Origin of the sequence: Odoribacter lunatus (assembly GCF_943193135.1) — a bacterium.
Taxonomy (GTDB): domain Bacteria; phylum Bacteroidota; class Bacteroidia; order Bacteroidales; family Marinifilaceae; genus Culturomica; species Culturomica lunata.
Map to the genome: position 1 here is coordinate 83419 of NZ_CALPCZ010000005.1, position 26252 is coordinate 109670.

Annotated in this window: 23 protein-coding genes and 1 pseudogene; 22 read left to right on the forward strand and 2 right to left on the reverse strand. The window is 45.0% G+C overall.

Annotated elements, in window-relative coordinates:
• The first annotated feature begins 1 nt into the window (after position 1).
• The 3 genes from NFR61_RS03825 to NFR61_RS03835 are packed head-to-tail and all read left to right on the forward strand — an operon-like array spanning position 2 to position 2980.
• Positions 2-1222 (forward strand): ABC transporter permease, encoded by a 1221-nt coding sequence (locus tag NFR61_RS03825; protein ID WP_251620777.1) that lies wholly within the window; start codon positions 2-4, stop codon positions 1220-1222.
• Complete coding sequence (locus NFR61_RS03830) at positions 1215-2273, forward strand: sensor histidine kinase (RefSeq protein ID WP_251620779.1); 1059 nt, start codon at positions 1215-1217, stop codon at positions 2271-2273. Before NFR61_RS03825 ends, NFR61_RS03830 begins: the two co-directional genes overlap by 8 nt.
• On the forward strand, positions 2270-2980 hold the full coding sequence (locus NFR61_RS03835; RefSeq protein ID WP_251620781.1) for a LytR/AlgR family response regulator transcription factor: 711 nt from the start codon (positions 2270-2272) through the stop codon (positions 2978-2980). Before NFR61_RS03830 ends, NFR61_RS03835 begins: the two co-directional genes overlap by 4 nt.
• 17 nt (positions 2981-2997) lie before the next feature.
• Here the strand turns inward: NFR61_RS03835 and NFR61_RS03840 are convergent, their stop codons facing one another.
• Positions 2998-5034 carry a M3 family metallopeptidase gene (locus NFR61_RS03840; RefSeq protein WP_251620783.1) on the reverse strand — a complete coding sequence of 679 codons (2037 nt, stop codon included), beginning with the start codon at positions 5032-5034 and terminating at the stop codon, positions 2998-3000.
• A gap of 153 nt (positions 5035-5187) precedes the next feature.
• On the opposite strand from NFR61_RS03840, the gene cmk reads away from it, so the two are divergent.
• The 19 genes and pseudogenes from cmk (at position 5188) to NFR61_RS03935 (ending at position 25779) form a co-directional block, all read left to right on the forward strand.
• The gene (gene cmk, locus NFR61_RS03845) at positions 5188-5883 is read left to right on the forward strand and encodes a (d)CMP kinase (protein ID WP_251620796.1); all 696 of its coding nucleotides are present in this window, start codon (positions 5188-5190) and stop codon (positions 5881-5883) included.
• A 21-nt stretch (positions 5884-5904) separates the two neighbouring features.
• A complete protein-coding gene (locus tag NFR61_RS03850; RefSeq protein WP_251620797.1) occupies positions 5905-6753 on the forward strand; it encodes a 4-hydroxy-3-methylbut-2-enyl diphosphate reductase in 849 nt (282 codons plus the stop codon).
• A gap of 17 nt (positions 6754-6770) precedes the next feature.
• Positions 6771-7754, forward strand: a complete 984-nt coding sequence (gene pfkA, locus NFR61_RS03855; RefSeq protein ID WP_251620798.1) for a 6-phosphofructokinase — start codon at positions 6771-6773, stop codon at positions 7752-7754.
• A gap of 115 nt (positions 7755-7869) precedes the next feature.
• On the forward strand, positions 7870-10305 hold the full coding sequence (gene priA, locus NFR61_RS03860) for a replication restart helicase PriA (protein WP_251620799.1): 2436 nt from the start codon (positions 7870-7872) through the stop codon (positions 10303-10305).
• Between the two features lie 122 nt (positions 10306-10427).
• Positions 10428-10823, forward strand: coding sequence for a hypothetical protein (locus NFR61_RS03865; protein ID WP_251620800.1), 396 nt, complete (start codon positions 10428-10430; stop codon positions 10821-10823).
• A 130-nt stretch (positions 10824-10953) separates the two neighbouring features.
• Positions 10954-11949 (forward strand): AAA family ATPase, encoded by a 996-nt coding sequence (locus tag NFR61_RS03870; protein WP_251620801.1) that lies wholly within the window; start codon positions 10954-10956, stop codon positions 11947-11949.
• Between the two features lie 21 nt (positions 11950-11970).
• Entirely contained in the window at positions 11971-12840 is an 870-nt protein-coding gene (locus NFR61_RS03875; RefSeq protein WP_251620802.1) for a DUF58 domain-containing protein, read from the forward strand.
• 12 nt (positions 12841-12852) lie between these two features.
• Positions 12853-13809, forward strand: a complete 957-nt coding sequence (locus NFR61_RS03880) for a hypothetical protein (protein ID WP_251620804.1) — start codon at positions 12853-12855, stop codon at positions 13807-13809.
• 26 nt (positions 13810-13835) lie between these two features.
• Positions 13836-14828, forward strand: coding sequence for a vWA domain-containing protein (locus tag NFR61_RS03885; RefSeq protein WP_251620805.1), 993 nt, complete (start codon positions 13836-13838; stop codon positions 14826-14828).
• A 16-nt stretch (positions 14829-14844) separates the two neighbouring features.
• On the forward strand, positions 14845-15885 hold the full coding sequence (locus NFR61_RS03890) for a vWA domain-containing protein (RefSeq protein WP_251620807.1): 1041 nt from the start codon (positions 14845-14847) through the stop codon (positions 15883-15885).
• Between the two features lie 4 nt (positions 15886-15889).
• Positions 15890-16699 (forward strand): tetratricopeptide repeat protein, encoded by an 810-nt coding sequence (locus NFR61_RS03895; protein WP_251620808.1) that lies wholly within the window; start codon positions 15890-15892, stop codon positions 16697-16699.
• A gap of 40 nt (positions 16700-16739) precedes the next feature.
• A complete protein-coding gene (locus NFR61_RS03900; protein WP_251620810.1) occupies positions 16740-18560 on the forward strand; it encodes a BatD family protein in 1821 nt (606 codons plus the stop codon).
• Between the two features lie 6 nt (positions 18561-18566).
• On the forward strand, positions 18567-19319 hold the full coding sequence (locus NFR61_RS03905) for a tetratricopeptide repeat protein (RefSeq protein WP_251620812.1): 753 nt from the start codon (positions 18567-18569) through the stop codon (positions 19317-19319).
• A 68-nt stretch (positions 19320-19387) separates the two neighbouring features.
• Positions 19388-20473, forward strand: a pseudogene (locus NFR61_RS03910) (DNA polymerase III subunit gamma/tau); the annotation flags it as partial.
• Between the two features lie 44 nt (positions 20474-20517).
• A complete protein-coding gene (locus NFR61_RS03915) occupies positions 20518-21099 on the forward strand; it encodes a hypothetical protein (RefSeq protein WP_251620814.1) in 582 nt (193 codons plus the stop codon).
• Between the two features lie 70 nt (positions 21100-21169).
• Positions 21170-23026, forward strand: coding sequence for a mucoidy inhibitor MuiA family protein (locus NFR61_RS03920; protein ID WP_251620816.1), 1857 nt, complete (start codon positions 21170-21172; stop codon positions 23024-23026).
• 63 nt (positions 23027-23089) lie between these two features.
• On the forward strand, positions 23090-23821 hold the full coding sequence (gene porT, locus NFR61_RS03925; RefSeq protein ID WP_251620818.1) for a type IX secretion/gliding motility protein PorT/SprT: 732 nt from the start codon (positions 23090-23092) through the stop codon (positions 23819-23821).
• A gap of 26 nt (positions 23822-23847) precedes the next feature.
• Complete coding sequence (locus tag NFR61_RS03930; protein WP_251620820.1) at positions 23848-25392, forward strand: NAD(P)/FAD-dependent oxidoreductase; 1545 nt, start codon at positions 23848-23850, stop codon at positions 25390-25392.
• Between the two features lie 117 nt (positions 25393-25509).
• Positions 25510-25779: an HU family DNA-binding protein gene (locus NFR61_RS03935; protein ID WP_251620821.1), complete on the forward strand. Its 270-nt coding sequence runs from the start codon at positions 25510-25512 to the stop codon at positions 25777-25779.
• 162 nt (positions 25780-25941) lie between these two features.
• On the opposite strand, the gene NFR61_RS03940 is transcribed toward NFR61_RS03935, so the two are convergent.
• Positions 25942-26252: IS3 family transposase (locus NFR61_RS03940; protein WP_251620822.1), on the reverse strand; the 311-nt coding region annotated here is incomplete at its 5' end.

The window sequence follows — 26252 nt, forward strand, 5'->3', positions numbered from 1 at the left end:
GATGAACTTTACGAATTTGCTAAGAATAGCTCTTCGGGCTTTAAATAACAATAAAATGCGCGGATTCCTCACAATGCTGGGGATTATAATCGGGGTGGCATCCGTGATAACAATGCTTGCAATCGGGCAGGGCTCGAAACGAAGTATCCGGGCGCAAATCGCCGAAATGGGCTCTAATATGATTATGATTCATCCCGGAGCGGATATGCGGGGAGGGGTAAGACAGGATCCGGCGGCCATGCAGAGCCTTAAACTTGAAGATTTTAAATCCATACAGAATGAAACCCGTTATGTGGCGGCATGCTCGCCTTCCGTGAGCAGTAGCGGGCAGGTTATTTTCGGCTCCAATAACTATCCCTCTTCGATTTACGGCATAACGCAGGATTACCTCGACATCCGCAAGTATACCGTGCAGGAAGGCGATATATTTTCCGACCAGGACATAGTGACATCGGCCAAAGTCTGTATTATCGGTAAAACCGTCGCCGACAATCTTTTTACCAACGGAGAAAATCCGGTGGGGAAAATCATCCGTTTTAGTAAAATACCTTTTTTGGTTATCGGAGTACTTACCCCCAAAGGCTACAACACGATGGGCATGGACCAGGATGATTTGATACTGGCTCCTTATACCACGATTCAGAAAAGAGTATTAGCGATTACCCACTTGCAAAGCATTTTCTGTTCTGCGCTGAGCGAAGAGATGACGGAGCAGGCGGAAGAGGAGATTACTGCCATACTGCGGCGTAACCATAAACTGAAAGAAACCGCCGACGATGATTTCAATATCCGTTCCCAGCAGGAATTAAGCACGATGATGAATTCGACGACCGACATGATGACCATGCTTCTGGCGTGTATAGCCGGAATATCCCTGCTTGTCGGAGGTATCGGGATAATGAATATCATGTACGTATCGGTGACCGAACGGACGCGGGAAATCGGTTTGCGCATGTCAATCGGGGCGAAAGGACGGGATATACTGGCCCAGTTCCTGATAGAGGCGATACTGATCAGTGTTACCGGTGGTATTATCGGGGTCCTCTTCGGGATAGGCGCGGCGTGGCTGGTAAAAATAATAGCAGGGTGGCCTGTGTATATTCAACTTTATTCTGTTATTTTGTCTTTCGTCGTCTGTACGGTTACCGGCGTATTCTTTGGCTGGTATCCTGCACGAAAGGCCTCGAATTTAGACCCGATAGAAGCCATTCGTTATGAATAACATGATTAATAAGAATGTCTTACAGATACTGATACAAGTGATAGGATGGGGGATAATTTTTTGTTTTCCCTTATTCTTTGCTTCCAAAGAATGGATAAGCTGGCAGAGCTATTTGGGATATTTTTTTGTTCCGGTGGCATTCATGTTCGTATTCTATTCCAACTATTTCCTGTTGATAGACAGATTACTGTTTCGTAAGAAGCTGTGGCAGTTTATTCTGTTGAACATTCTTGTGATATTGTTGGTGGAGGTTGGTCTGGATGAATGGATGGATTATTATAATGCCCATTTCACATCCTGGAAACCAACCCGGCCGCATCCTCCGAAGTCCATGTTTGTCATTCGGGATTATGCATTGATGATACTGGTGGCGGCATTAAGCGTCGCCATAAAAATGACTGTCAATTGGTATCGGCTGGAAGCGGGACGGAAAGAATCGGAAAAAAGAAGGATAGAGGCGGAATTAAAGAACCTGAAAAGTCAATTGAATCCGCATTTCCTGTTCAACACCCTGAATAACATCTACTCTTTAATCTCCTTCAGTCCCGAAAAGGCGCAACACGCCGTGCACGACTTAAGCCGTTTGTTGCGTTATGTCCTGTATGAGGATAGTCAGCACAGTGTTCTGTTGATAAAGGAAATCGAATTTATAAATAATTACATCGCTCTGATGAAAATCCGCTTGTCTCAGCAAGTCAAAGTTGAGACGGATATTTCCATAGAGAGCAATATGACAGTGGCCCCGCTGCTGTTTATTACTCTGATTGAAAACGCATTTAAACATGGTGTGGATCCCATGGAGTCCTCCTTTATTCGGATACATTTGAGGACAGAACAACCGGGACGAATTATTTGTCGTATTGAGAACAGCTTTTTTCCGAAACGGCAAAATGATAAAAGCGGCTCGGGCATCGGACTGGAAAATTTAAGAAAGCGTCTTGAATTGCTCTATCCAGGGAGACACCGCTTGAAAACGGAGGTTACGGGGAATACCTATATCGCCGAATTGCAGATTGAAGGATGTGAAAAAAGCCTAATATGTAAGCCATGAATCTGACTTGTTGCATCATCGACGACGAGCCTTTAGCTCTTGACATGCTTGAAGTGTATGTGAAAAAAACACCCTTCCTTACTCTGTGCGGCAAATTTCCGAGCGCATTGCTCGCCATGCAGCAATGCGCTTTCGATTCGGTAGACCTCCTGTTTCTGGACATTCAGATGCCGGAATTGGACGGACTGGAATTTTCCAGGATAATCAATACTCGTACCCGTATCGTATTTACGACGGCATTCGAGCAATATGCTGTAGACAGTTATCGGGTGAACGCTTTGGACTACCTTTTGAAACCCATTAGTTATACCGAATTTCTTCAGGCGGCCAACAAAGCATTGCAATGGTATGAAATGTTACGTCAGACACCCGAACGCAACGAAAGGAGCAGTATATTTGTAAAAACCGATTACAAATTGATTCAGATAGAATTAAAAGACATCCTTTATATAGAAGGGCTTAAAGACTATGTGAAAATATACCTGGCGGGGACACCCCACCCCGTTGTTACCCTCATGAGCATAAAAGCGATAGAAGAATTATTGCCTGAATCGCAATTCATCCGGGTACATCGTTCCTACATCGTGCAGGGCAGTAAAATCAAAGTCGTAGAGCGCAACCGCATTGTCTTCGGTAAAGAATACATTCCCGTATCCGACTCTTACAAAGAAAAATTCCTTGCTTTTCTTGGCCAGAAAAGCCACTGACACGGCGAATCGCGGACTTACAATCCGCTTCGTTTGAGAAGCGCGTCTACCGTTGGCTTACGGCCACGGAAACGGACGTACAAATCCATCGGGTGCTCGGAGCCGCCTTTTTCCAAAATGTTTTTACGGAAAGACTGTGCCGTTTCCTTATCGAAAATTCCTTTTTCTTGAAATAGGGAAAACGCATCGGCATCCAATACTTCCGCCCATTTATAGCTGTAATAGCCTGCGGCATATCCTCCGTCGAAAATGTGTCCGAACGTCGGTGAAAAACAACTCCCGTCTACCGGTGGAAACAATTCCGTCGCCTGCATAGAGCGGTGCTCAAATTCACATACCGGCTCTTCTACAGGCTTCCGTATACAATGCCAGGCCATATCCAACATGCCGAAACTTAACTGGCGGTCGCATTGGGAGCCGCTTTGGAAATTAGCGGCATTCCGGATTTTATCGATATACTCTTGGGGAATCTTTTCTCCCGTTTGGTAATGAACAGCCCACAAGTCCAGCCATTCTTTTTCTAACGCCCAGTTCTCCATTAGCTGGGAGGGAAGTTCCACAAAATCCCGGTACACATTGGTCCCTGCAGTGGAGTTATAGGTGTTGCGGGATAACATTCCGTGCAGGGCATGCCCGAATTCGTGCAAAAAGGTGGTGACTTCATCAAATGTTAACAGAGAGGGCCTGTCCGGAGTGGGTTTGGTAAAATTCATGACTAAAGAGACTAAAGGCCGCACGTCTTTCCCGTTTTCTTCATGCTGTGTGCGGAATTCCGTCATCCATGCGCCGCCGCTCTTATTGTTGCGGGGGAAAAAATCCATATAAAGGACAGCCAAAAAGTAATGTTCTTCGTCATACACTTCAAATGTTTTTACGTCCGGATGATACTTCGGAATACGGTCGGTTTCCTGAAACGTCAGACCGTAGAGTCGATTAGCTAACTGGAACACGCCCTTCTGAACATTCTCCAGCAGGAAATAAGGTTTCAGCATTTCATCATCCAGCGTATACCTCGCTTGTTTCAATTTATTCGAGTAATAGGCCCAGTCCCAGCGTTGCAGGGTATCCGAAAATCCTGTTTCTCTGGCAAATTTTTCAACTTTTTCTTTTTCTCTCAATGCTGCGGGATGGGAGGAGAAAAAGAGATGCTGTAGGAATTGATTCACCTCTTGCGGAGACCTTGCCATGCGGTTCGACAACACATAATCGGCGTATGTGTCATAGCCGAGCAGACGGGCCTTTTCTAAGCGGAGTGCCGTGATTTTCCAGATAATTTCTGTATTGTTTTGAGAATTGTCATGGTTGCAGCGGGAAGTGTAAGCTTTGAACATTTTTTCCCGGAGTTGCCTGTTATCCGCATATTTCACAAAAGGAATGTAACTGGGGGCATGCAGCGTAAATACCCATCCTTCTTTATTTCTCTCTTTGGCAGTCAAAGCGGCAGCCTCAATCGCACTGTCGGGCAGGCCGGCAAGATCACTTGCTTCTGTCAAATGCAATTCGTACGCATTGGTTTCTGCCAGAAGATTCTCTTCAAATTGCAGGCTCAAACGAGATAATTCCGTCGTGATTTCCCGAAATCTCTCTTGTGCTTTCCCCTCTAAATCGGCTCCCCCGCGAATAAAAGATTTCCACGTATCCTCCAATAGTGTTTGCTCCTCTGCTGTCAGATTTGTACGCGGTGTATGCAGATACACACTTTTTACCCGTTGAAAAAGCATGGAATTCATGTAAATATTATTGGCAAAATCCGTTAGCAGCGGAGAAACCTCCTGCGCTGTTTTCTGCATATCGGGAGACGTGCATGCGGAATTAAGATTGAAAAAAATGGAGGAAATCGTATTCAGCGTAGAGCCCGCATAATCCAAAGCGGCAATGGTATTCTGGAAATCGGGTGCTTTGGTTGAATTGGCGATAGCCTCGATTTCCTGCAAAGCCTGAGCGATAGCCTTCTTGAAAGCAGGCTTGTAATCCGTCATTTGAATAGATTCAAAAGGCGGAGTCTGGTAAGGAGTATCAAATGATTTTAAAAGAGGATTGGTTATATTATTCATAGCAAACTGTATTTTCATTTATACCCCAAAATTACGACATTTTTTCGTATATCTCAATCCGGTTCAGAGCGAACGATTGCATATAAAATTAATGGGAAATAGGAAGATTGTGTGAATAACGTGACTTAAAAATATTATATCTTTGCAACACGTATGAATAATAAACCTAAATCATTGATAATCGCTGTGGACGGATATTCTTCCACGGGTAAAAGTACGGTAGCAAAACAGTTAGCTGCGCGTTTGGGATATGTGTATATAGATACGGGAGCTATGTATCGGACGGTAACACTTCATGCCATGCGGGAAGGTTGGATTGTAAACGGAGAAATAGACGAAAAAAGATTGCGTGAAGGCTTGCTGGGGCTTAACATCACCTTCCGTTACGACGAAGGGAAAAAACGATATGAAACTTATTTGAACGGGGAATATGTGGAAGAACAGATTCGGGGAATGGAAGTATCCGGAAACGTCAGTGCCGTGTCAAGTATCGGATTCGTTCGGGCGATGCTGGTAGAAAAACAGCGGGAAATGGGCAGACAAGGCGGGGTGGTCATGGATGGGAGAGATATAGGCAGTGTCGTATTTCCGGACGCGGAAATAAAATTCTTTATGACGGCGGCGCCGGAAGTACGGGCGAAAAGACGCTATGAAGAACTAAAGCAAAAAGGGCAGGAAGTACCTTACGAAGAAGTGGAAGCAAATGTGAAACAGAGGGACTACATGGATGAACACCGGAAAGAAAGCCCATTGAAAAAAACAGAAGACGCCATATTGATAGATAATAGCAACATGACGGTGGAGGAAGAGATAGACTATATGTTGGAAAAAATACGTGAAAAACAATAAGGGCGGGAGGTAAACGAAACTATGCGGGTTGAAATAGATGAAAATTCCGGTTTTTGTACAGGTGTAGTGAATGCCATTCGCAAAGCGGAGGAAGAACTGAGCAGAGGAGAACTGTACTGTATTGGGGACATCGTACACAATAGCCGCGAAGTCGAGCGGTTGCAGCGCAAAGGATTGAAAACAATCGACCACGGAAAATTCGCTTTATTGAAAAATTGTCGGGTACTCTTTCGTGCACATGGTGAGCCGCCCCTTTCTTACAAACAGGCGGAAGAAAACGGGATAGAAGTCATAGATGCCTCTTGTCCGGTAGTCTTGAACCTGCAGAAGCGAATTCGGGAAGCCTATGAGCAAGTGAAAAGAGAGCAAGGAAAAATTGTCATATACGGCAAAAGAGGGCATGCGGAAGTTATTGGATTGGTGGGACAGACAAACGGGGAGGCGGTAGTTGTGGAAAATGAAGCGGACATAGAGCAACTCAACTTCAGCCATCCGATTGTATTGTTTTCACAGACAACCAAAAGCCTGGAGGGATTTCAAAACATATCTGCATTAATTAAGGAGCGGGGAGGAGCGGGGGTTATCGTGCACGATACTATTTGCCGTAAAGTGGCCAATCGCATTCCTCAATTGAGAAATTTTGCAAAGATTCACGATGTTATTATTTTTGTGTGCGGAGAAAAAAGTTCTAACGGCAGACAGCTGTTTGCAATATGCCGGGAAGAAAACAAGCGGACTTACTTAGTGCAAAGTGTGGAAAACATACGTCCGGAAATGTTGGAGGGAGCGGAAAGCATAGGAATTAGCGGAGCCACTTCTACGCCGGCGTGGGTTATGGAAGAGATAAAGAAAAAATTAACGGAACAATAAATTTATACTACATTATTATGGCAAAAATTAAAAGAATCGGAGTTCTTACATCCGGTGGTGATGCGCCGGGAATGAATGCTGCTATTCGTGCAGTGGTTAGGGCTGCAATACATTACGGGTGTGAAGCCTATGGAGTGTATGGTGGTTATCAGGGATTGATAAACGGAGAGATTAAAAAATTGAAATCCAAAGATGTAAGTAATATTATACAGCGGGGAGGAACCATATTGAAATCGGCTCGTAGTACTGAATTCCGTACGCCGGAAGGAAGAACGAGAGCCGCTCAGGTATTGGCTGAACACAATATTGACGCATTAGTTGTCATTGGTGGTGATGGTTCATTTACGGGAGCTCGTTTACTAATTCAGGAACATAATATTCCTATTGTAGGAATACCGGGAACAATCGATAATGATTTATTCGGGACTGATTCAACCATCGGTTATGATACAGCTGTGAATACAGCAGTGGAAGCCGTGGACAAAATCAAAGATACCGCTAGTGCGCACAACCGTCTGTTTTTCATCGAAGTCATGGGACGGGATGCAGGATTTATTGCCTTACGTACAGCCATTGCAACAGGAGCAGAAGCCGTATTGGTACCGGAAATAGAGACCGACTTGACAGACCTTGAACGTTTCATTGAAAAAGATTACGATCCGACAAGATCCAGCGGTATCGTCATCGTGGCGGAAGGGGAAAAAGAAGGTGGTGCATACGGTGTGGCTAAAAAAGTATCCGAGGCTCACCCTGAATATGACATCCGTGTATCCGTATTGGGGCACATGCAACGGGGAGGTTCTCCGTCCGCATTTGATCGTGTGTTGGCAAGCCAGTTGGGCGTTGCTGCCGTTGATGCTTTGATGGACGACCAAAAGAGTATTATGGTGGGAATTGTAAACAAAGTAATCGTACACACACCTTTCAATAAAACAATCAAGACTTCCAAAGGACTGAATCCTGAATTATTGAAATTAGTACGTGTTTTGACCAGTCGGTAAATCTGAGAATATAAAGTAAAAAAATGAAAGAGAGGGTGCCAAAAACTTTTTGGTTACCCTCTTTTTGTATCTGTAAATTTCCTACTTTTGGAACGGTTGGAAAATATAGATTCGGGTGAAATTTGCAGATGTCATAGTACCTTTGGCCGTCGATGGATTTTTTACGTACGTTGTTCCCGCAGAACGGGAGGAGGAAATACGTGAAGGGAATTTGGTTATTGTGCCGTTTGCCGGTAATAAAAAATACACCGCACTTGTAGTCCGTTTGCATGAAAACCAGCCTTCCGGTTGTAGTTACAAAATAAAAGTTATTGAATCGGTGATAGAGCGGGAAATCCGCTTATCGGAAATTCATCTCCGCTTCTTATTATGGATAAGCGAATATTACATGGCAGCCACGGGCGACGTCTTGCGGGCGGCTTTGCCCGTATTCTTCCGCTTGGAGAGTTTTACTTGCATCACGAGAGAATTCGTTGAAATAGAAGAGGAACAATTGACGGAAAAAGAGCGGATACTGTTTCGATTCCTCCAGCCCGGACATTACACGGCACTGAAAGATATTGAAAAATACACAGGGATTAAAAACTGCATGGGTATGGTGCGTTCACTCCTTGCTCGTGGATACGTGCGGGTACAGGAAACTGTCGATGAAGTTTTCCGGGAAAAAACAGAGAAAATAATTCGGTGGACTCGTCCGTGGAGTGAAGAAGAACTGAACGGAATATTGGACGGATTGAAAAGGGCACCGGCACAATATACCCTACTGTGTCGCTGGATAGAACAGCAGGAGAATGAACGAAAAAAAGCCGATTTTCTCTCGGAAACGGGGGCATCTCCGGCAATATTGAAAGCCTTGTGCGACAAAGGAATCCTGGAAATCGTGGAAAGACAGGTCAGCCGCTTGGAAACAGACGGAGCCGTGTCAGGCGCTTGCTGCGAACTGTCCGATACACAAAAACGGGCATTCCGGTCCATACAAATCGAATTTGAGAACAAAGACTGCGTATTATTGCAGGGGGTTACTTCATCCGGTAAAACGGAAGTATACATTCACTTGATACAAGAAACGGTACGGCAGGGGAAACAGGTATTGTACATGTTGCCGGAAATAGCTTTGACCGTACAGATAATCCGACGCTTGCAACGCGTATTCGGAAACAACATCGGAATCTACCATTCGGGTATGCCCGATGCGATGAGGGCGGAATTATGGAAAAAACAGTGTAGCGACACCCCTTTCCACGTTCTTTTGGGAGTTCGCTCGTCAGTCTTCCTGCCTTTTCGGAATTTGGGATTGGTTATCGTTGATGAAGAACACGATGCCTCCTACAAACAGAAAGAGCCATCTCCCCGCTATCAGGCCCGGGATTCGGCCATTATGCTCGCCAAACAGTTCGGTGCCAAAATTGTCTTGGGGTCGGCGACCCCTTCTTTTGAAAGTTACGAAAACGCCAGCCGCGGTAAATATGGGCTTGTTACCATGACGGAACGATACGGTAACGTTCGGATGCCTGAACTGATATTGGCGGATGTGACGGAATATCGCAGGAAAAAACAAATGCAGGGCGTATTCACCCCCGTATTGTACGAAGAAATGAAAAAAGTATTGGAGGCGGGAATGCAAGTCATACTCTTTCAAAACCGGCGTGGATACTCTACCTATCTGCAATGTGACCGGTGTGGCACGGTTTTGACCTGTAAACATTGCGATGTAAGCATGACCTACTACAAACAGCGGGAACTGGTGGTTTGCCGCTACTGTGGAGCCATGAAGCCTCTGCCGCAGCATTGTGAATCCTGTGGTGCGGGACATTACAAAGTCTGCGCCCCCGGTACGGAAAAAATAGAAGAAGAAGTCGCCCGTCTCTTTCCCGGCGTGCGGGTCGCGCGGATCGACACAGATGCCATGAGCAGTAAAGCGAAATTTCATGCTGTCATAGATGATTTTGAACACGGTAGGACGCAAATATTGATAGGAACGCAAATGGTATCCAAAGGATTGGACTTTGATCGGGTAAAATTAGTCGGAGTCATCGACGCCGATAGCATGATAAACTTCCCTGATTTTAGAGCTGAAGAGAGGGCATACTGCATGCTGATGCAGGTAAGTGGGAGGAGCGGACGAAAAGGAGAACGGGGGAAAGTTGTCATTCAGACGGCGGATATCAAAAATCGGATATTTCCCCGTCTGCTGTCGGCAGATTATGATACCTTTTATCGGGAACTGGCGGAAGAGCGGCAGCACTTCTCTTATCCTCCTTTCTGTCGTTTGATACGGATAGAGTTACGCCATAAGGACGTAGTAACGGTAAGAAATGCTTCCAATCTGTTAGCGCGTATATTGCGGGAAAAATTAGGCAGGCGTGTATGCGGACCTGCCGTACCCGAAGTAGGCCGGATAAACAACCTCTATCGCATCCATATCCTGTTGAAAATAGAATCTGGCATATCCTTCTCTCAGGTAAAACAACTCTTGAAAAAAGAAACCGCCGTACTCTTACAAACCAAAGAACACACCGCACTGCGAATCATCTGCGACGTAGATGCCTAATCCGACGGGAAAGTTAAGTTCAAGTGAATATTCCCTGTTTTATGGAAAAAGTAATGTACGGCAAGTATTTTGTGGGGGAGTTGCATTATCTTTGTTACGGTTAAAATCTAAGATGTGTTTGTATGAGAGAGTTATTTATTCTGATTGGTTTTTGCGTGTTTACTTTTTTGTTGGGAGTGCGGTTGAAACAACGGTTGGTTAAAAAGAAACCTAATGAGGTGCCGATACGTATCCGTAAGAACCAACGCTCAAAGATGGCAGACTGTGGAGAGGAACCTCCTCTGGTAAAGGAAAGGAGGTTGAGAAGGGAGAGGCGTTCCCGCCGTTTTACGGTGGTTTTATTGTTTGCTCTGTTTGGGTTGATGATTTTTATGATTCCTTCGCTGGTATTCGATTTGTCGATGCCTGAAAGGATGGGAAATCTTCACTTTTTTTTACGTTGTTTTATTTTTGTATTTACTGTTTATGTTTTCGTTTTGGGTTATATTAAGGTGATGAAGCGTAAGAAAGAGGAATAAAGCCCATTGTTTTTTTGCAAAATCTTAAATGAATGCTTAACGTTTTTTAAGGTTGTAAATTTAACATTTAGAGTGATAGGCAATAATTTTGATTGCGTAATGAAGAATAATAATTAATTAATACATATTTATGATGGATACGGTTGATATAAAGGCTTTGAATGAGCGCATACAGCAGGAAAGCTCGTTTGTTGATATGATCAACATGGAGATGAACAAAGTGATTGTCGGACAGAAACATCTGGTTGAGGGACTTTTGATCGGTTTGTTGTCTGACGGGCATATTTTGTTGGAAGGTGTGCCGGGATTGGCAAAGACGTTGGCGATAAATACGCTGGCTACGACGATTGACGCTAAGTTTAGTCGTATACAGTTTACGCCGGATTTGTTGCCTGCGGATGTGCTGGGTACATTGATTTATTCACAGAAGAAAGAGGAGTTTGTTGTAAAGTACGGTCCTATTTTTGCTAATTTTATTTTGGCGGATGAAATTAACCGAGCCCCGGCAAAGGTACAATCGGCATTGTTGGAAGCGATGCAGGAACGGCAGGTAACTATCGGAGAGAATACATATCGTTTGCCTGAGCCTTTTTTGGTAATGGCTACGCAGAACCCGATTGAACAGGAGGGTACTTATCCGTTGCCGGAAGCGCAGGTAGACCGTTTTATGCTGAAAGTGGTTATCGATTATCCGAAAAAGGAGGAGGAGAAGTTGATTGTGCAACAGAATTTGCTGAAGTCATTCCCGAAATCCGGTACGATTCTGAAACCGGAAGATATTGTGAAAGCCCGAGAGGTGGTGAAGGATGTTTATATGGATGAGAAAATCGAGAAATATATTATCGATATTGTTTTTGCAACGCGTTTCCCTGCGGATAACGGGTTGGAGAAATTCCGGAATATGATTGCCTACGGCGGTTCACCCCGTGCTAGTATCAGTTTGGCGAAAGCGGCCAAAGCATATGCATTTATCAAGCGGAGGGGCTATGTGATTCCGGAGGACGTTCGGGCTGTCTGTCCGGATGTTATGCGCCATCGTATCGGTTTGACTTATGAGGCGGAAGCAAATAACATTACAAGCGAGGATATTGTGAGCGAGGTTTTGAATACGGTGGAAGTACCTTAATGGAAGATTGGGAGATTTATCATGGAAACATCGGAGTTATTAAAGCGGGTCAGAAAGATTGAGATTAAGACGAGGGGATTGTCCAGCAATATTTTTGCGGGTGAGTACCATTCGGCTTTTAAGGGGCGCGGTATGACGTTCAGCGAGGTGCGGGAGTACCAGTATGGGGATGATGTCCGCAATATAGACTGGAATGTGACCGCCCGGCACAATCGGCCGTATATCAAAGTGTTTGAGGAGGAACGGGAATTGACGGTGATGCTGTTGATAGATGTCAGCGGCTCCCGTAATTTCGGTACGGTGTCGAAGCTGAAAAAGAACCAGATTACGGAGATTGCTGCTGTGATTGCGTTTTCCGCCATTCAGAATAACGATAAAATCGGGGTTATCTTTTTCTCGGACAGGATTGAAAAATTTATTCCTCCGAAGAAGGGAAGGACGCATATTCTGCATATTATTCGGGAGTTGATTGATTTTTATCCGGAGGAGAAGCAGACGAATGTGGCCGTTGCGTTGGAGTATCTGACGAATTCCATTAAAAAGCGGTGTACATGTTTCGTATTGTCCGATTTTATTGATGATCATAATTTTGAACATGCACTGTCTATTGCCAACCGTAAACATGATGTGGTGGCTTTGCGGGTATATGACCGGAGGGAAGATGAGTTGCCCCCGGTGGGCTTGATGTATCTGACTGATGCGGAGACGGGAGAGAGTATGTGGGTGGATACTTCCGATAAGAATCTGCGGGAGAGTTATCGAAAGTATGCTTTTATGGAAGAAAAGCGCTTGATCGATGTATTTAAACGTTCCGGCGTGGATGTTGCCAATATCCGTTCGGATGAAGATTATGTCCGGGCGTTGATAACTTTGTTTAAAAAACGGGGATAAAGGAGGATACGTATGAAATATATACTATTGTTTGTCGTTTTGTTCGGATGGGCAACCGGTCGGCTGTCGGCTCAGGATTTGGAGTACGGGGTGGAACTGGATACGACGTATATGATGATAGGAGACCAGCAGCATTTGCGCTTAAAGGTCGTGAGTGACCGGGGGCTGATGGTGCGATTCCCGTTGTTGAAGGATACTGTTGTTGAAGGGGTGGAAATTATTGAAGGACCGGTACGCGATTCGGTGAAGGGGAAAGACGGGAAGTGGCTGTTTGAGGAGTCGTATGTGATTACGGCTTTTGATACGGGAGTGTATGTGGTTCCTTCTTTGATGCTGACGGTGGAGAATGAAGATTATAATAATGTGCTTCGGACGGAGCCAGTGGCTTTTGTCGTAAATACATACAAGGTAGATGAGCAGCAAGGCAACTATGATATAGTGTCGCCTTTGCATACTCCGGTGAATTTTGCGGAAATATTGCCGTGGATTTTGGGAATCGGAGGGGTATTGCTGTTGGTCGGGCTGATTGTATGGTATATCGTCTGGAAGAAGAAAAATAAGCCGTTGTTTGCAGCGGAGAAGAAAGTATATGTACCTCCTTATGTAGCTGCGATGAACGGGTTGAATCGTCTGAAAGAAGAGAAGTTGTGGCAGGCGGGGAGAGTGAAAGAATATTATACCCGTTTGACGGATATTGTGCGCCAGTATATGTCTGAGGAGCTGGATATTCCTGCGATGGAACAGACTTCTTATGAAACCGTGCGGGCATTGGAGCATAACGTTTCGGTGGATGCGTCCGATGTGGAGCAGGTAGCCGAAATGTTGCGTAGCGCCGATTTCGTGAAATTTGCCAAGTCAATGCCGTTGCCGGATGAGAATGTCAGGAATATGGATGTGGCGTATGATTTCCTGCGGCATACGGATGAGAGGTTAAAGAGTCAGCGGGAGGAGAAGAAGGAAGAGGAGTAATAAATTACCAAATTCAATTTTCAGTTATGTTTGGATACGAATTTGCTAACCCGAATTATTTTTGGATACTGGTTTTATTGGTTCCGATGATTTTATGGTATGTTTTCCGGGAGAAGCGTTCCCATGCGGATTTGCAATTTTCTTCTTTGAGAGCGTTCCGGGAGATGAAACATGCGGGGTATGTCTGGGTGCGCCACGTGCTGTTTGTCTTGAAAGTGCTGGCTATCGTGTTTTTGGTGGCGGCGTTGGCTCGTCCTCAGTCCAGTAACAGTTGGCAGACATATTCGAGTGAGGGAATAGATATTATGCTGGCATTGGATATTTCGGGCAGTATGCTGGCGCGGGATTTTTCTCCCGACCGTTTAGAAGCGGCGAAAGAGGTAGCTACCAAGTTCATCCTTGAAAGACCCCAAGACAAAATCGGTTTGGTTGTTTTTGCGGGAGAGAGTTTTACTCAGTGTCCTTTGACGACAGACCAAGCGGTATTGGTTAATTTGATGAGGGAGGTGCAGAGCGGTATGATAGAGGACGGTACGGCTATCGGTTTGGGATTGGCAAATGCTGTGAATCGTTTGAAAGACAGTCCCGCTAAGTCAAAGGTCGTTATTTTATTGACGGACGGAGTAAATAACCGCGGAAGCGTGGCACCGGTGACGGCTGCCGAATTGGCAAAGACTTATGGTATTCGCGTATATACGATAGGTGTCGGTACCTACGGTGAGGCGCCTTATCCCATTCAGACACCTTTCGGAACGCAGTTACAGAACGTGAAAGTAGAGATTGATGAAGATGTATTGCAGCAGATTGCGGCAATTACAGGCGGACGCTATTTCCGGGCGACTGATAATGATAAGCTGAAACAGATTTATCAGGAGATAGATCAATTGGAGAAGACCAAGATTGAAGTAAAGCATTTCAGCAAGAAGCAGGAGCATTATTTCTGGTTTGCTTTGATAGGGATGCTCTTGCTGATTTCCGAGGGAGTGCTGAGATATACATTGTTGAGAAAGATTCCGTAATTTTATAGATTGGCTTATGTTTAGATTTGCACATACAGAGCTGTTGTATTTGTTGGCGGTGATTCCGTTGCTGGTATTGTTTTACATCGTGATGCTGCGGCGGAAAAAGAAGGCTATTGCCGAGTTCGGAAATCCGGAGTTGTTGGCTCCTTTGATGCCGTTACTATCTTTTAAGAGGGGAGCATGGAAATTCATTATGGTATTGATTGCCCTGTTTTTCGTAATAATCGGGGCCGCAGGACCTCAGTTCGGTTCCAAGTTGCAGCAGGTAAAGAAGAAAGGCGTGGAGCTGATGCTAGTGTTGGATGTGTCCAATTCGATGATGGCGCAGGATATCAAACCGAGCCGTTTGGAAAAAGCGAAGCTGGCTATTTCCCGTATGATAGAAAAGTTGTCGGATGACAAGGTGGGGATGATTGTTTTTGCGGGGGATGCTTATGTGCAGTTGCCGATAACAACGGATTACTCTTCCGCCCGATTGTTTTTGTCGGGAATTAATACGGATATTGTTCCTGTACAGGGAACGGCTATTGGTGCGGCCATTAATACGGCGGTGAGGTCATTTACGCCGGAGACGGAGACATCCAAAGCGATTATAGTGATTACCGACGGGGAGAACCACCAGGACGATGCGGTGGCGGCGGCCAGAGCGGCCAGAGAGAAGGGTATTTTTGTACATACCATAGGCATGGGACTGGAACAGGGCGCACCTATCCCGCAGAAAGGAAGTCCGGGGCAGTTTATGAAGGATGGCTCGGGAAATGTCGTTGTTTCCAAACTGGATGAATCCACCTTGCGGGAGGTAGCTAAAGCGGGAGAGGGATTGTATATTCGTGCCAGCAATACGGATGTCGGGTTGAATACACTGCTGGATGAGGTGAACAGGATGGATAAATCGTTACTGGAGGAACGTGTTTACAGTGACTATGCGGAAAAGTACCAATACTTTTTACTGGCGGGGCTGTTTTTTGTTTTTGTGGAATTTATGATTTTGGGACGGAAAAACCGTCATTTCATGAAGATTAATATTTTTAAAGACAGGACGATTAATGAATGAGGTCATGAGATATACGTTAGTGATTATCGGTTTGTTGGTATGGATATTACCTGCCGCGGCTCAGCAGGAGAGGAAACTGATACGGGAAGGCAACAAATTGTATGAAGGGCAGGGATTTGAGAAAGCGGAAGTGGAATACCGGAAAGCATTGGATAAAAAGGCGGATTCGTTCGAGGCGGCTTTTAATCTGGGGGATGCATTGTATAAGCAGGAAAAGTATGACGAAGCCTTGCGGCAGTTTGCTGCATTAGCGGAAAAGACGACAGATAAGGAGCGTTTGGGGCAGTTGTATCACAATATTGGCAATACATTGTTGTCTATGCAGAAAACGGATGAGAGTATCGAGGCGTACAAAGAATCGTTGAGGAATCGCCCGTCATCGGAAGAAACAAAGTATAATTTGGAATTTGCCCGCCAGCGGAAGCAGCAGGAGCAGCAAAACCAGAATCAGGATAATAAGGACAACAAGGATAATAAAGATAATCAAAACCAGGATAAGCAGAATCAAAACCAAGATAAAAACCAAGACCAAAACAAGGATAATAAGGAGCAGGATAAACAAGATCAGAATAAGCAAGATCAAGACAAGCAGAATAATCAGGATCAGGATAAAAATCAGCAGAACCAGGACAAGCAGGAGCGCGATAAGGGACAACAACAGCCACAGGAGCAGCAGGGAAAAATTTCAAAGGAGGATGCGCAGCGCTTGTTGGAGGCTTTGCAAAATGACGAGAAGAAGGTACAGGAGAAGGTGAGGAAAGAAAAAGTACAACAACAGAAGGCTAAAAAACAGAAAATCGAAAAAGATTGGTAATTTTGCGCCATTTGATAAAAGGGTTATTAAATCGGAAAAAATGAGGTGGAGTATATTCTTATGGCTATTTCTGGCCGCCTTGACGGGGAAATCCCAATCTGTGGAATTCAAGGCGGAAGCTCCGGAAGTAGTGGAGATAGGTGAACAGTTTCGGCTGTCATACTCGTTGAATCAAAAGGGAACGAATTTGCAGGTGCCTACATTGGAAGGCTTTGATTTGCTTATGGGACCTCGTACGAGTACCTCGTCCAGTTTTTCAAGTATTAACGGGCAGGTATCTCAAAGTGTGTCATATACCTATACTTATGTATTGGAGGGTGTGAAAGAGGGGACGTTTCAGATTCCCGCGGCAAGAGTAACGGTAGACGGAAAGCAGTATAGTTCCAATACCTTGACGATACAGGTAGTAAAGGGAAACGGAAATGCGGCGCGGGGAAATGGGAACCGGGCGACACGTCCGGAGGCGGGAGCGAAAGTGTCGGATGAAAATCTTTTTGTAAAAGTGGATGTCAGCCGTAAGAGTCTGTTTATGGGAGAGAGTCTGGTGGCGACGATAAAGGTATATACAAGAGTAGATTTGATTAATTTCGGGCAGAGTAAGTTTCCTTCTTTTTCGGGCTTTTTGTCGGAGGAAGTGCCTACGCCGCAGCGGGTGGAGTTATCGAGAGAGAACTACGACGGAAAAGTTTATAATGTGGGGGTAATCCGGAAACTCTTGTTGTTTCCGCAACATACGGGGGATATTACGATTGAGCCGTTTGACCTGGAATGTATTGTCCGGCAGCAATTGACAAACTCCCGCAGTTTCTTTGATGATTTCTTCGGAAATTATAAGGATGTCCGTGTCAGACGCTCCAGCCGCCCGGTAACGATTCATGTAAAAGAATTGCCATTGGAAGGACGTCCGGCGGATTTTAGCGGAACAGTAGGGCATGTTACGATGCGGACGTCAATTTCAACCGATTCACTGAAGGCGAATGAGGCAATTACGTATAAGGTGATTTTTCAGGGAACGGGAAACTTGAAGTTGATAGAGGTTCCGAATGTTCATTTCCCTGCCGATTTCGAGAGTTATGAGCCTAAGGTGACGAAGGATGTGAATACGGGTGAAAACGGTATGGCGGGAACGGTTACCTATGAATATTTGTTGATTCCGCGTTATGCGGGAGATTATACGATTCCTCCCGTGCGTTTCTCTTATTATGACACACGTACGAATGCTTATAAGACACTGCGGGGAAATGAGTATAATATCCATGTAGAGAAAGGAGCGGGCGGAAATTCACCGGAGGGGAACGTGGCTTCCGTACAGTCATTTAAGAGAGAAGAAGTCCGTCAGTTGGGAAAGGATATACGCTATATCAAAACCGGTGATTTGGACTTATATGAGAAAGGAAGCGGGTTTTACGGAACAATGGCTTATTGGCTTGCTTTTGCGGTTCCTTTTGTATTGTTTGTCCTTGGTTCTTTGATAACCCGTCGCCGGATTAAAGCAAATGCCGATGTGGCACGGGTGAAAAATAAGGGAGCGAACAAGATGGCCAAGAAGCGCATGAAGATTGCCGCTGTGGCGATGAAAAACCGTAATCCGGAAGTCTTCTACGAGGAAGTACTGAAAGGCTTGTGGGGCTATGTAAGCGATAAACTCAATGTGGATAAAGCCGAGTTGAACAGGGATAATATAAGTGAGATTCTGCAATACAAATCGGTGAACAACGACATGATTCAAGAGTTTATAAATGTTCTGGATACGTGTGAATTTGCCCGTTACGCACCGGGTGGCAAGTCGGCACAAGAGATGGAGAAAGTGTACCGGGACAGTATAGATATAATAACCAGACTTGATAAGGTGATAAAATAATTAGGAATGAAAAAATTATTGCTCATATTACCGTTTATATTATGGACCTTGCTGGGAGCAGCCCAACCGTTGGATTTGCCACTGGAGGCGGAAGTTTTTTATCGTGAAGGGAAGTATGAAGATGCTGCCAATACGTATGCTAAAATTTTGTCCGCCGGAATGGAATCTGCCCGGTTGTATTATAATTTGGGAAACTGTTACTATAAGTTGGGAGAGAATACAAAAGCAATCTTGAATTATGAACGTTCGCTTTTGCTTAATCCGGGGGATGCCGATGCGCGCTATAATCTGAAAATGGCACAGGAACAGATTGTGGATAAAATCGAAGTACTTCCCGAAATCTTCTTTTTGCGGTGGTATAAAGCACTGGTGACTTATTTCTCCGCCGACCAGTGGGCTTATATCTCATTAGGGTGGTTTTTAGTCTTTTTGGGAATGCTTGCCCTGTTTTTTTATTCCGCCCGTTCCTTCTGGAAAAAAATCGGTTTCACGGTGGGGATTATCGCTTTGTTCTTCACGGTAATGTCCGTGATTTTTACCGTAAAGCAAAATCATAGATTTACGGAGAGAGAATACGGGATAATCATGACACCGAGCGTGACGGTGAAAGGAGCTCCTGATAATAGCGGCACGGATCTTTTCTTAATTCATGAAGGCTTGAAAGTACATATAGTGGGGACATTGGGTGATTGGGTAAACATTCGTCTGGTAGATGGCAATGAAGGGTGGATAGCGAAAAAAGATGTGGAGAAAATCTGATTATTTGCTATTGTGTTTGCTAAAACAACAAAAGCTTCTTACTTTTACGTGCTCGAATAGATTTATGTATGGATAATTTTATCGTTTCGGCAAGAAAATACCGTCCTGCCAGTTTTGATACCGTTGTGGGGCAATTGTCGATTACTTCGACGTTGAGAAATGCGATTGCGAATCATCAATTGGCACAGGCTTATCTGTTTTGCGGGCCTCGCGGAGTGGGTAAGACGACGTGTGCGCGTATTTTTGCCAAGACGATTAATTGCATGAACTTGCAGCCGAATGCGGAGCCTTGCAATGAGTGTGAATCCTGTCAGGCTTTTAATGCGGGACGCTCGTTGAATATCCATGAATTGGACGCAGCCTCCAACAACAGTGTGGATGATATACGCGGCTTGGTGGAACAGGTGCGTATATTGCCCCAGGTCGGGAAATACAGTGTGTATATCATTGACGAGGTACACATGTTGAGTACTTCGGCTTTCAATGCTTTTTTGAAGACATTGGAGGAACCTCCTGCCCATGCTATTTTTATATTGGCGACGACGGAAAAGCATAAGATTTTGCCGACCATCTTGTCGCGCTGTCAGATATACGACTTCAACCGGATGAAAGTGGGGGATACGGTGGAGCATTTGAAATATATAGCAGGAAAAGAAGGGGTTGTAGCAGAAGAAGAGGCGTTGGATGTGATAGCACAGAAAGCCGACGGGGCAATGCGTGATGCACTTTCCATATTTGACCAGGTAGTAAGCTTTTGCGGGAAGGAACTGACCTATGATAAGGTAATAGAGAACCTGAACGTATTGGATTATGATTATTATTTCCGTCTGACGGATTTATTTTATAACGGCAAAGTCTCGGAATCCTTGCTTCTTTTTAATGAAATACTGGAGAAAGGATTTGATGCGGGGCATTTGTTGGCGGGGTTGGGAAAGCATTTCCGGGATGTATTGGTATCCAAAGACCCGGCAACCGTACAATTGCTGGAGGTAAGTGCGAGCATCAAGGCGCGGTACGCCAAACAGGCGGAAATCTGTAGCGTCGATTTCCTGTATGATGCATTGAAGATTGTAGAGCAGTGTGAGATGCAATACAAAGTGCGCATCGAAAAGCGATTGTGTGTGGAGGTGGCCTTTATTCAATTATGCCAGATTAATGAGTTAAAAAAAAAAATCTGATTCTTCCCGATAAAAAGCTCTTGAAAATAGAAAGCTTTGCCGGTAAATTTCAAACCGCTGATACGCCGGTGGAAGTGAAACAGCCGGAACCGGTAGCCGCAATCAAAGTCCGTCAGGAAGAGAAATTAAAACCCTCTTCTTCTTTTAAACTCAAAGAGGCTTTTGCTGAATCTTCCCAATTATATGTTAATAAGAAAAATGTTGTTACGGAACAAAAAATTGTTCTGGAAGCTCGTGACCCGTTTGACGTAGAAAAAGTAGAGAAGGCCTACGACGATTACATCCGGATGCACAAACCGGAAACAACGGTCATGGTGGCATTGAAAGCGCACAGACCCATTATTTGCGGGGAAGAAATATGTATCGAAGTGGATAATCAATTGCAGCAGGAACGGTTGGAGGCGTTAAAAATCGGATTACAAAATGTGTTGATAAAAAGTTTGAATAACGGTGCGGTTTCTTTGACCTTGAAATTTTTTGACGACAAGAATGGTGTACAGGAAAAGAAGCTGATAACAGCACAGGATAAACTGGAGCATTTTATCCGGGAAAATCCGGTAGTAGGTAAAATGTGCGAAATGTTCGGGTTACAGATAGATTAAAGTATAAATATAATATATCAGGATGATGAGAAAGTTTGCTGTTTTTTTATGTCTCATAGTCTGCCTGTATATGGCGACGGAGGAAGGAAAGGCACAAAGAAAAGTGGTAACGGCGGCGGAAAAAGTGATGTTGTTTATTGACGGAGCCCAAGTAGTACGAACGAAACAGATTGAAATACCGGCAGGGAATTCATCTTTGCTGTTTACCGGACTTTCGCCTTATCTTGACGCCCGGAGTATGCAGGTCAGTGCGAAGGGAAAACTTACTATTACATCCGTGAATGCACAATATAACTATCTTGACAGCGTAGCAGTCAGCCGCCGGCTGGAGCAATTGCAACAAGAGTTGAAAAAAGTGGCGAAGCAGCGGGAAGAACAGGAGAAAGCGTTGGCTGTCGTGAAAGCGGAACAAGAAATGTTAAAAACCAATTGTACGTTGGGCGGTAAGGGATATACACCCTCATTGGGGGCAATTCGGGAAGCAACAACTTATTTTGCCGAACGTATGAAAGTACTTACAACCGAAGAACTTGCTATCCGTAATCGATTGGAGGAACTGGCCGGCCGTCAGCAGCAACTGACGCGTGAGCAAGCCCAGGTGAAGGGCAAGGACATGAAACGCAGCGGGGAAATTCTTGTTGGTGTTCATGCTCCTGCCGCTTGTACGGCAACATTTACCCTAAGCTATTACGTAAAGAACGCCGGATGGTTTCCGTCGTATGACATTCGGTCGGGCAGCCTCTCCGAACCGCTTACCATTATCTATAAAGCCAACATTTTTCAGCACACGGGAGAGGAATGGAAAGACGTTGCCTTGTCACTTTCATCCTCCAATCCTTCCACCGGCAATGTGGCGCCCCGTTTGATGCCTTACCGCTTGAACTACGGGTGGACAGCTCCGGTATACAGTCGTGAGTTGAATGGAAATATAGTGTCGGGCAGAATTTCGGATGCCGAAACGAATGAACCTTTAATCGGTGCGACAGTCCGGATACCGGGAACAACCGTGGGGTGTGCCACCGATGTGGACGGTCGTTATTCTCTTACATTGCCTGATGGACAAAACCGGTTGGAGGTTGCATACGTCGGCTATGCCTCGCAGACGGTTTATGCGCACAGCAGTACGCTTAACATCCGTTTGCGTCCGGACAAGGGAAATCTGGAGGAAGTAGTTGTCACCGGTTACGGAACGGCACGGAAAGCGCTGAATGGCCGGGTTGCCGGTGTGGCTGCGACTATGGCTGCTCGGATGGATGACATGGAAGAGGCGGAACTGGCGGATGAAAGCATAGCCATGGAGGTCGAACAGACCCGGCAGCCGACAGGGTTTGAATTTAGCATCAAAATGCCTTATACCGTTCTTTCGGACAATAAACCCGTTGTGGCTGAAATAGGCCGGTATGATTTGCCTGCTGTTTATGCTTACCAATCTACGCCGAAGATTGATAAAGACGCTTTTCTTATGGCACAGGTGACGGATTGGAATAAATTAAATCTGCTGGAAGGAGAAGCCAATATCTATTTTGAAGGCACATTTATAGGCAAATCCATACTTGATGTGAATACCTCCGGCGATACGCTTTCGTTTGCTTTGGGACGTGACCGGCAGATTGCTGTACAGCGTACGAAAGAAAATGAATATACGTCGCGTAAATTAATAGGCTCGACACAAACACAAACCATAGGTTGGAAAATATCTGTTCGTAACAACCGTTTACAGGCGGTAGAACTGACACTCTACGACCAATTGCCTGTTTCCGCAAACAGCAGCATTGTCGTAACGGCGGAAGAGGTGAGTGGTGCAAAGGTAAACAGTGATACAGGAATCGTTACCTGGTTATTGACACTGCAACCGGGAGAACAGCGAGACCTGACCTTGCGTTATAAAGTGAAATATCCGAAAGACCGGCGACTGCTAGTGGAATAAGCCTTTAAACTTCGCGGAGAATTTATATATTTGTGACGGAATAAAACTGAAGGGACAGCATTTATGCGGTTTATTTTTAAGTTATTGGCGATTACGGCATTGATTTTCTCATTGTCCTGCAAGGCAAAGGGGCAGGAAGTGTTGCGTAACACCAGTATACTTAACTATCAGCGGGGAGACCATACATTTATGCACTTCGGTTTTAATCTCGGCGTAAACTATATGGACTATCGGATGATATTTTCCGGCAAAAATCCATTGCGGGCAGAGGCGGGAAAATTGGAAGTGGGGTTTCTGGTCGGTATTATTTCCGAATTGCGGGTGACGGATGATTTGGGATTGCGTTTTTTGCCGGGCTTGGAATTTGCTACCCGAAGAACCATATTTACGCATGTTCCGGAAGTAGAGGAGAATAAAATGGAAAATTTTAACGAATCAGTCTACATCACGCTCCCTTTTATGATGAAATACAAGGCCAAGCGTATCAATAACTTCAGACCTTATATGGCGGCGGGGCCGAGTTTGAAATATGACTTTCACGGACATCGTACAATCGACCCCGAAAGAGGGGTATATCTGAGGACAAAACCGGTGGACGTATTTTTGGAAACCGCTCTGGGATGTGATTTTTACTTACCTTACTTTAAATTCGGGATGGAGCTTCGTTTTGCGTGGGGCTTGACGGACATACTGGTGAAGAAGCATGACTTAAAGAATCCGGGTTATGAAATGTACACGGACGCCTTGAAAAAAATGAAAGCCCGGATGTTTACCGTCTGTTTTAATTTTGAGTAGAAAATAGAAGGGAGATATTATCGGCGATGTATACGGAAATAACACTTAGGATAAGCCCGGAAGATGCTGTGCATGAAGAGGTGTTGAAAAAAGAGGTAGCGCGGAGTGTTAAAGTGGACATAGATAGGATAAAGCATCTTGAAATAATCCGGCGTTCGGTAGACGCCCGGCAGAGAACGGTATTTCTGAATCTATTTGTAGGCGTCTGGATAGATAGGGTAGAAGAAAGGGAAAAAGTATTCCTTCCGGCTTATAAAGACGTATTCGACAGGCCTCGTGTCATTGTCGTAGGAGCGGGCCCCGGAGGGCTTTTTTCCGCCTTGCGTCTGATAGAGAGGGGATATTGTCCTGTTGTGCTGGAGAGGGGGAAATGTGTAGACAAACGTAAGGGAGATTTGGGACGATTATATAAAACCGGCATAGTGGATGAAGATTCCAACTTCGGTTACGGCGAAGGGGGAGCGGGAACATTTTCAGACGGCAAACTGTTTACGCGCTCGCAGAAGCGGGGAAATGTGAGGCGGATATTGGAGATGTTGGTTTACTTCGGCGCCGATAAAAATATATTGATAGATGCCCATCCGCATATCGGGACGGATAAATTGCCGGGAGTCATTGTGAACATAAGGAAAGCCATCGAAGCGCACGGCGGGCAAGTGTACTTTGATACGCGGGTAACGGATTTGCTGATACGGGACAATCGGATAGAAGGCGTGATAGCCGGTAACCGGGAATTTTTGGCAAAGCATGTTATTTTGGCTACGGGACACTCCGCCCGGGATACCTATAAAATGTTGCATAACCGGAATGTGTACATGGAGCCGAAAGACTTTGCCGTCGGTTTCCGGGTAGAACATTCACAGTTCGACATAGATTGCATGCAATACCATACTCGTACGGGAAGGGGGGAATACCTGCCGGCTGCGGAATACAACTTTGTGACAAACATAGCCGGGAGGGGAGTATATTCCTTTTGTATGTGTCCGGGCGGAGTTGTCGTTCCGGCAGCTACGGCACCGGGACAGCAGGTTGTGAACGGTATGTCGGCTTCCGGACGCAATACGCCGTGGGCCAACTCCGCATTGGTTACTTCTGTGGGAGAAGCGGAATTAGCAGCCCTGAACCACCGGGGACTCTTTGCCGGTATTGAATTTCAGGAAGCATTGGAACGGAAAGCATGGGAAGAGGGAGGAGGCGGATTACATGCACCCGCTCAGGCTCTGACGGATTTTTTACGTGGGAAAATCACCCGGCATTTGCCTCGGACCTCCTATAAACCGGGCGTGACAACTTCGCCGATACATGCATGGTTTCCTGCCCTTCTTGCCGAACGTTTGCAGCAGGGAATAACCTATTTTGGTCGGTGCGCCAGAGGATTTGTTACGGAACAGGCTATTGTTCTGGGAGTAGAAACCCGTACTTCATCCCCCTTGCGGATAGTGCGCGAAAAAGAACGTTGTGTACATGTCGGGATAGCGGGATTGTACCCGTGCGGAGAAGGAGCGGGATATGCGGGAGGCATTGTATCGGCGGCAATGGACGGAGAAAAATGCGCGGAAAGTGTTTTTTAAGGTAAAAATTATTAAAATTCTTCTTTTTTTGAAGTAAAACTTTGTCGAAGTCAATAAAATCTATACATTTGCCCGAAGATAAACAGGTTATAAATTTTAACCCTAAATTTTAATATTATGAATAAAGCACAATTAATTGACGCTATTGCTGAAAAAGCAGGTTTAACAAAGGCAGATTCTAAAAAAGCATTGGAAGCTTTCGTAGAAACAGTAGGTGAAGCATTGAAAGGTGGTGACAAAGTTGCATTGGTAGGATTTGGTTCTTTCTCTGTATCTGAAAGAAGTGCAAGAAGTGGTAGAAATCCTCAGACAGGTAAAACTATTACTATTCCTGCAAAGAAAGTTGTTAAATTTAAAGCTGGCGCTGAATTGGCAGAAAAATGCTAATAAAGCAAAAGACAAGATAAGAAAGAGTGACCGGCAAGGTCACTCTTTTTTATTTCTTACCCCTTCCGCTTTCTTTTTACTCAAAAAGAGTATGTTTTGATGCAAAAAGAGCCTCTTTTTAGTACAAATGAAGTGCCCCCCAAAAGTTGGACAGGTTACACATTAACCAGTAATAGAAAGAGTTCGGTATTGCACCGGACTCTTTCCCTTTAACCGGGCTTTAATTCTTTTATTGTTGTAATAATCAATATATTCATCTAAAGCCTTTATAAAAGCTTCCGGCGACTCAAATTCCTCAGCATACAGAAGTTCAGATTTCATTATTCCAAAGAAGTTCTCCATCATAGAGTTGTCAAGGCAATTTCCTTTTCGTGACATACTTTGGATTATATGACGCTCTTCCAATCGTTTACGATAGCCAGCGTGCTGGTACTGCCAGCCTTGGTCAGAGTGGAGTATGAGACCATCAAGAC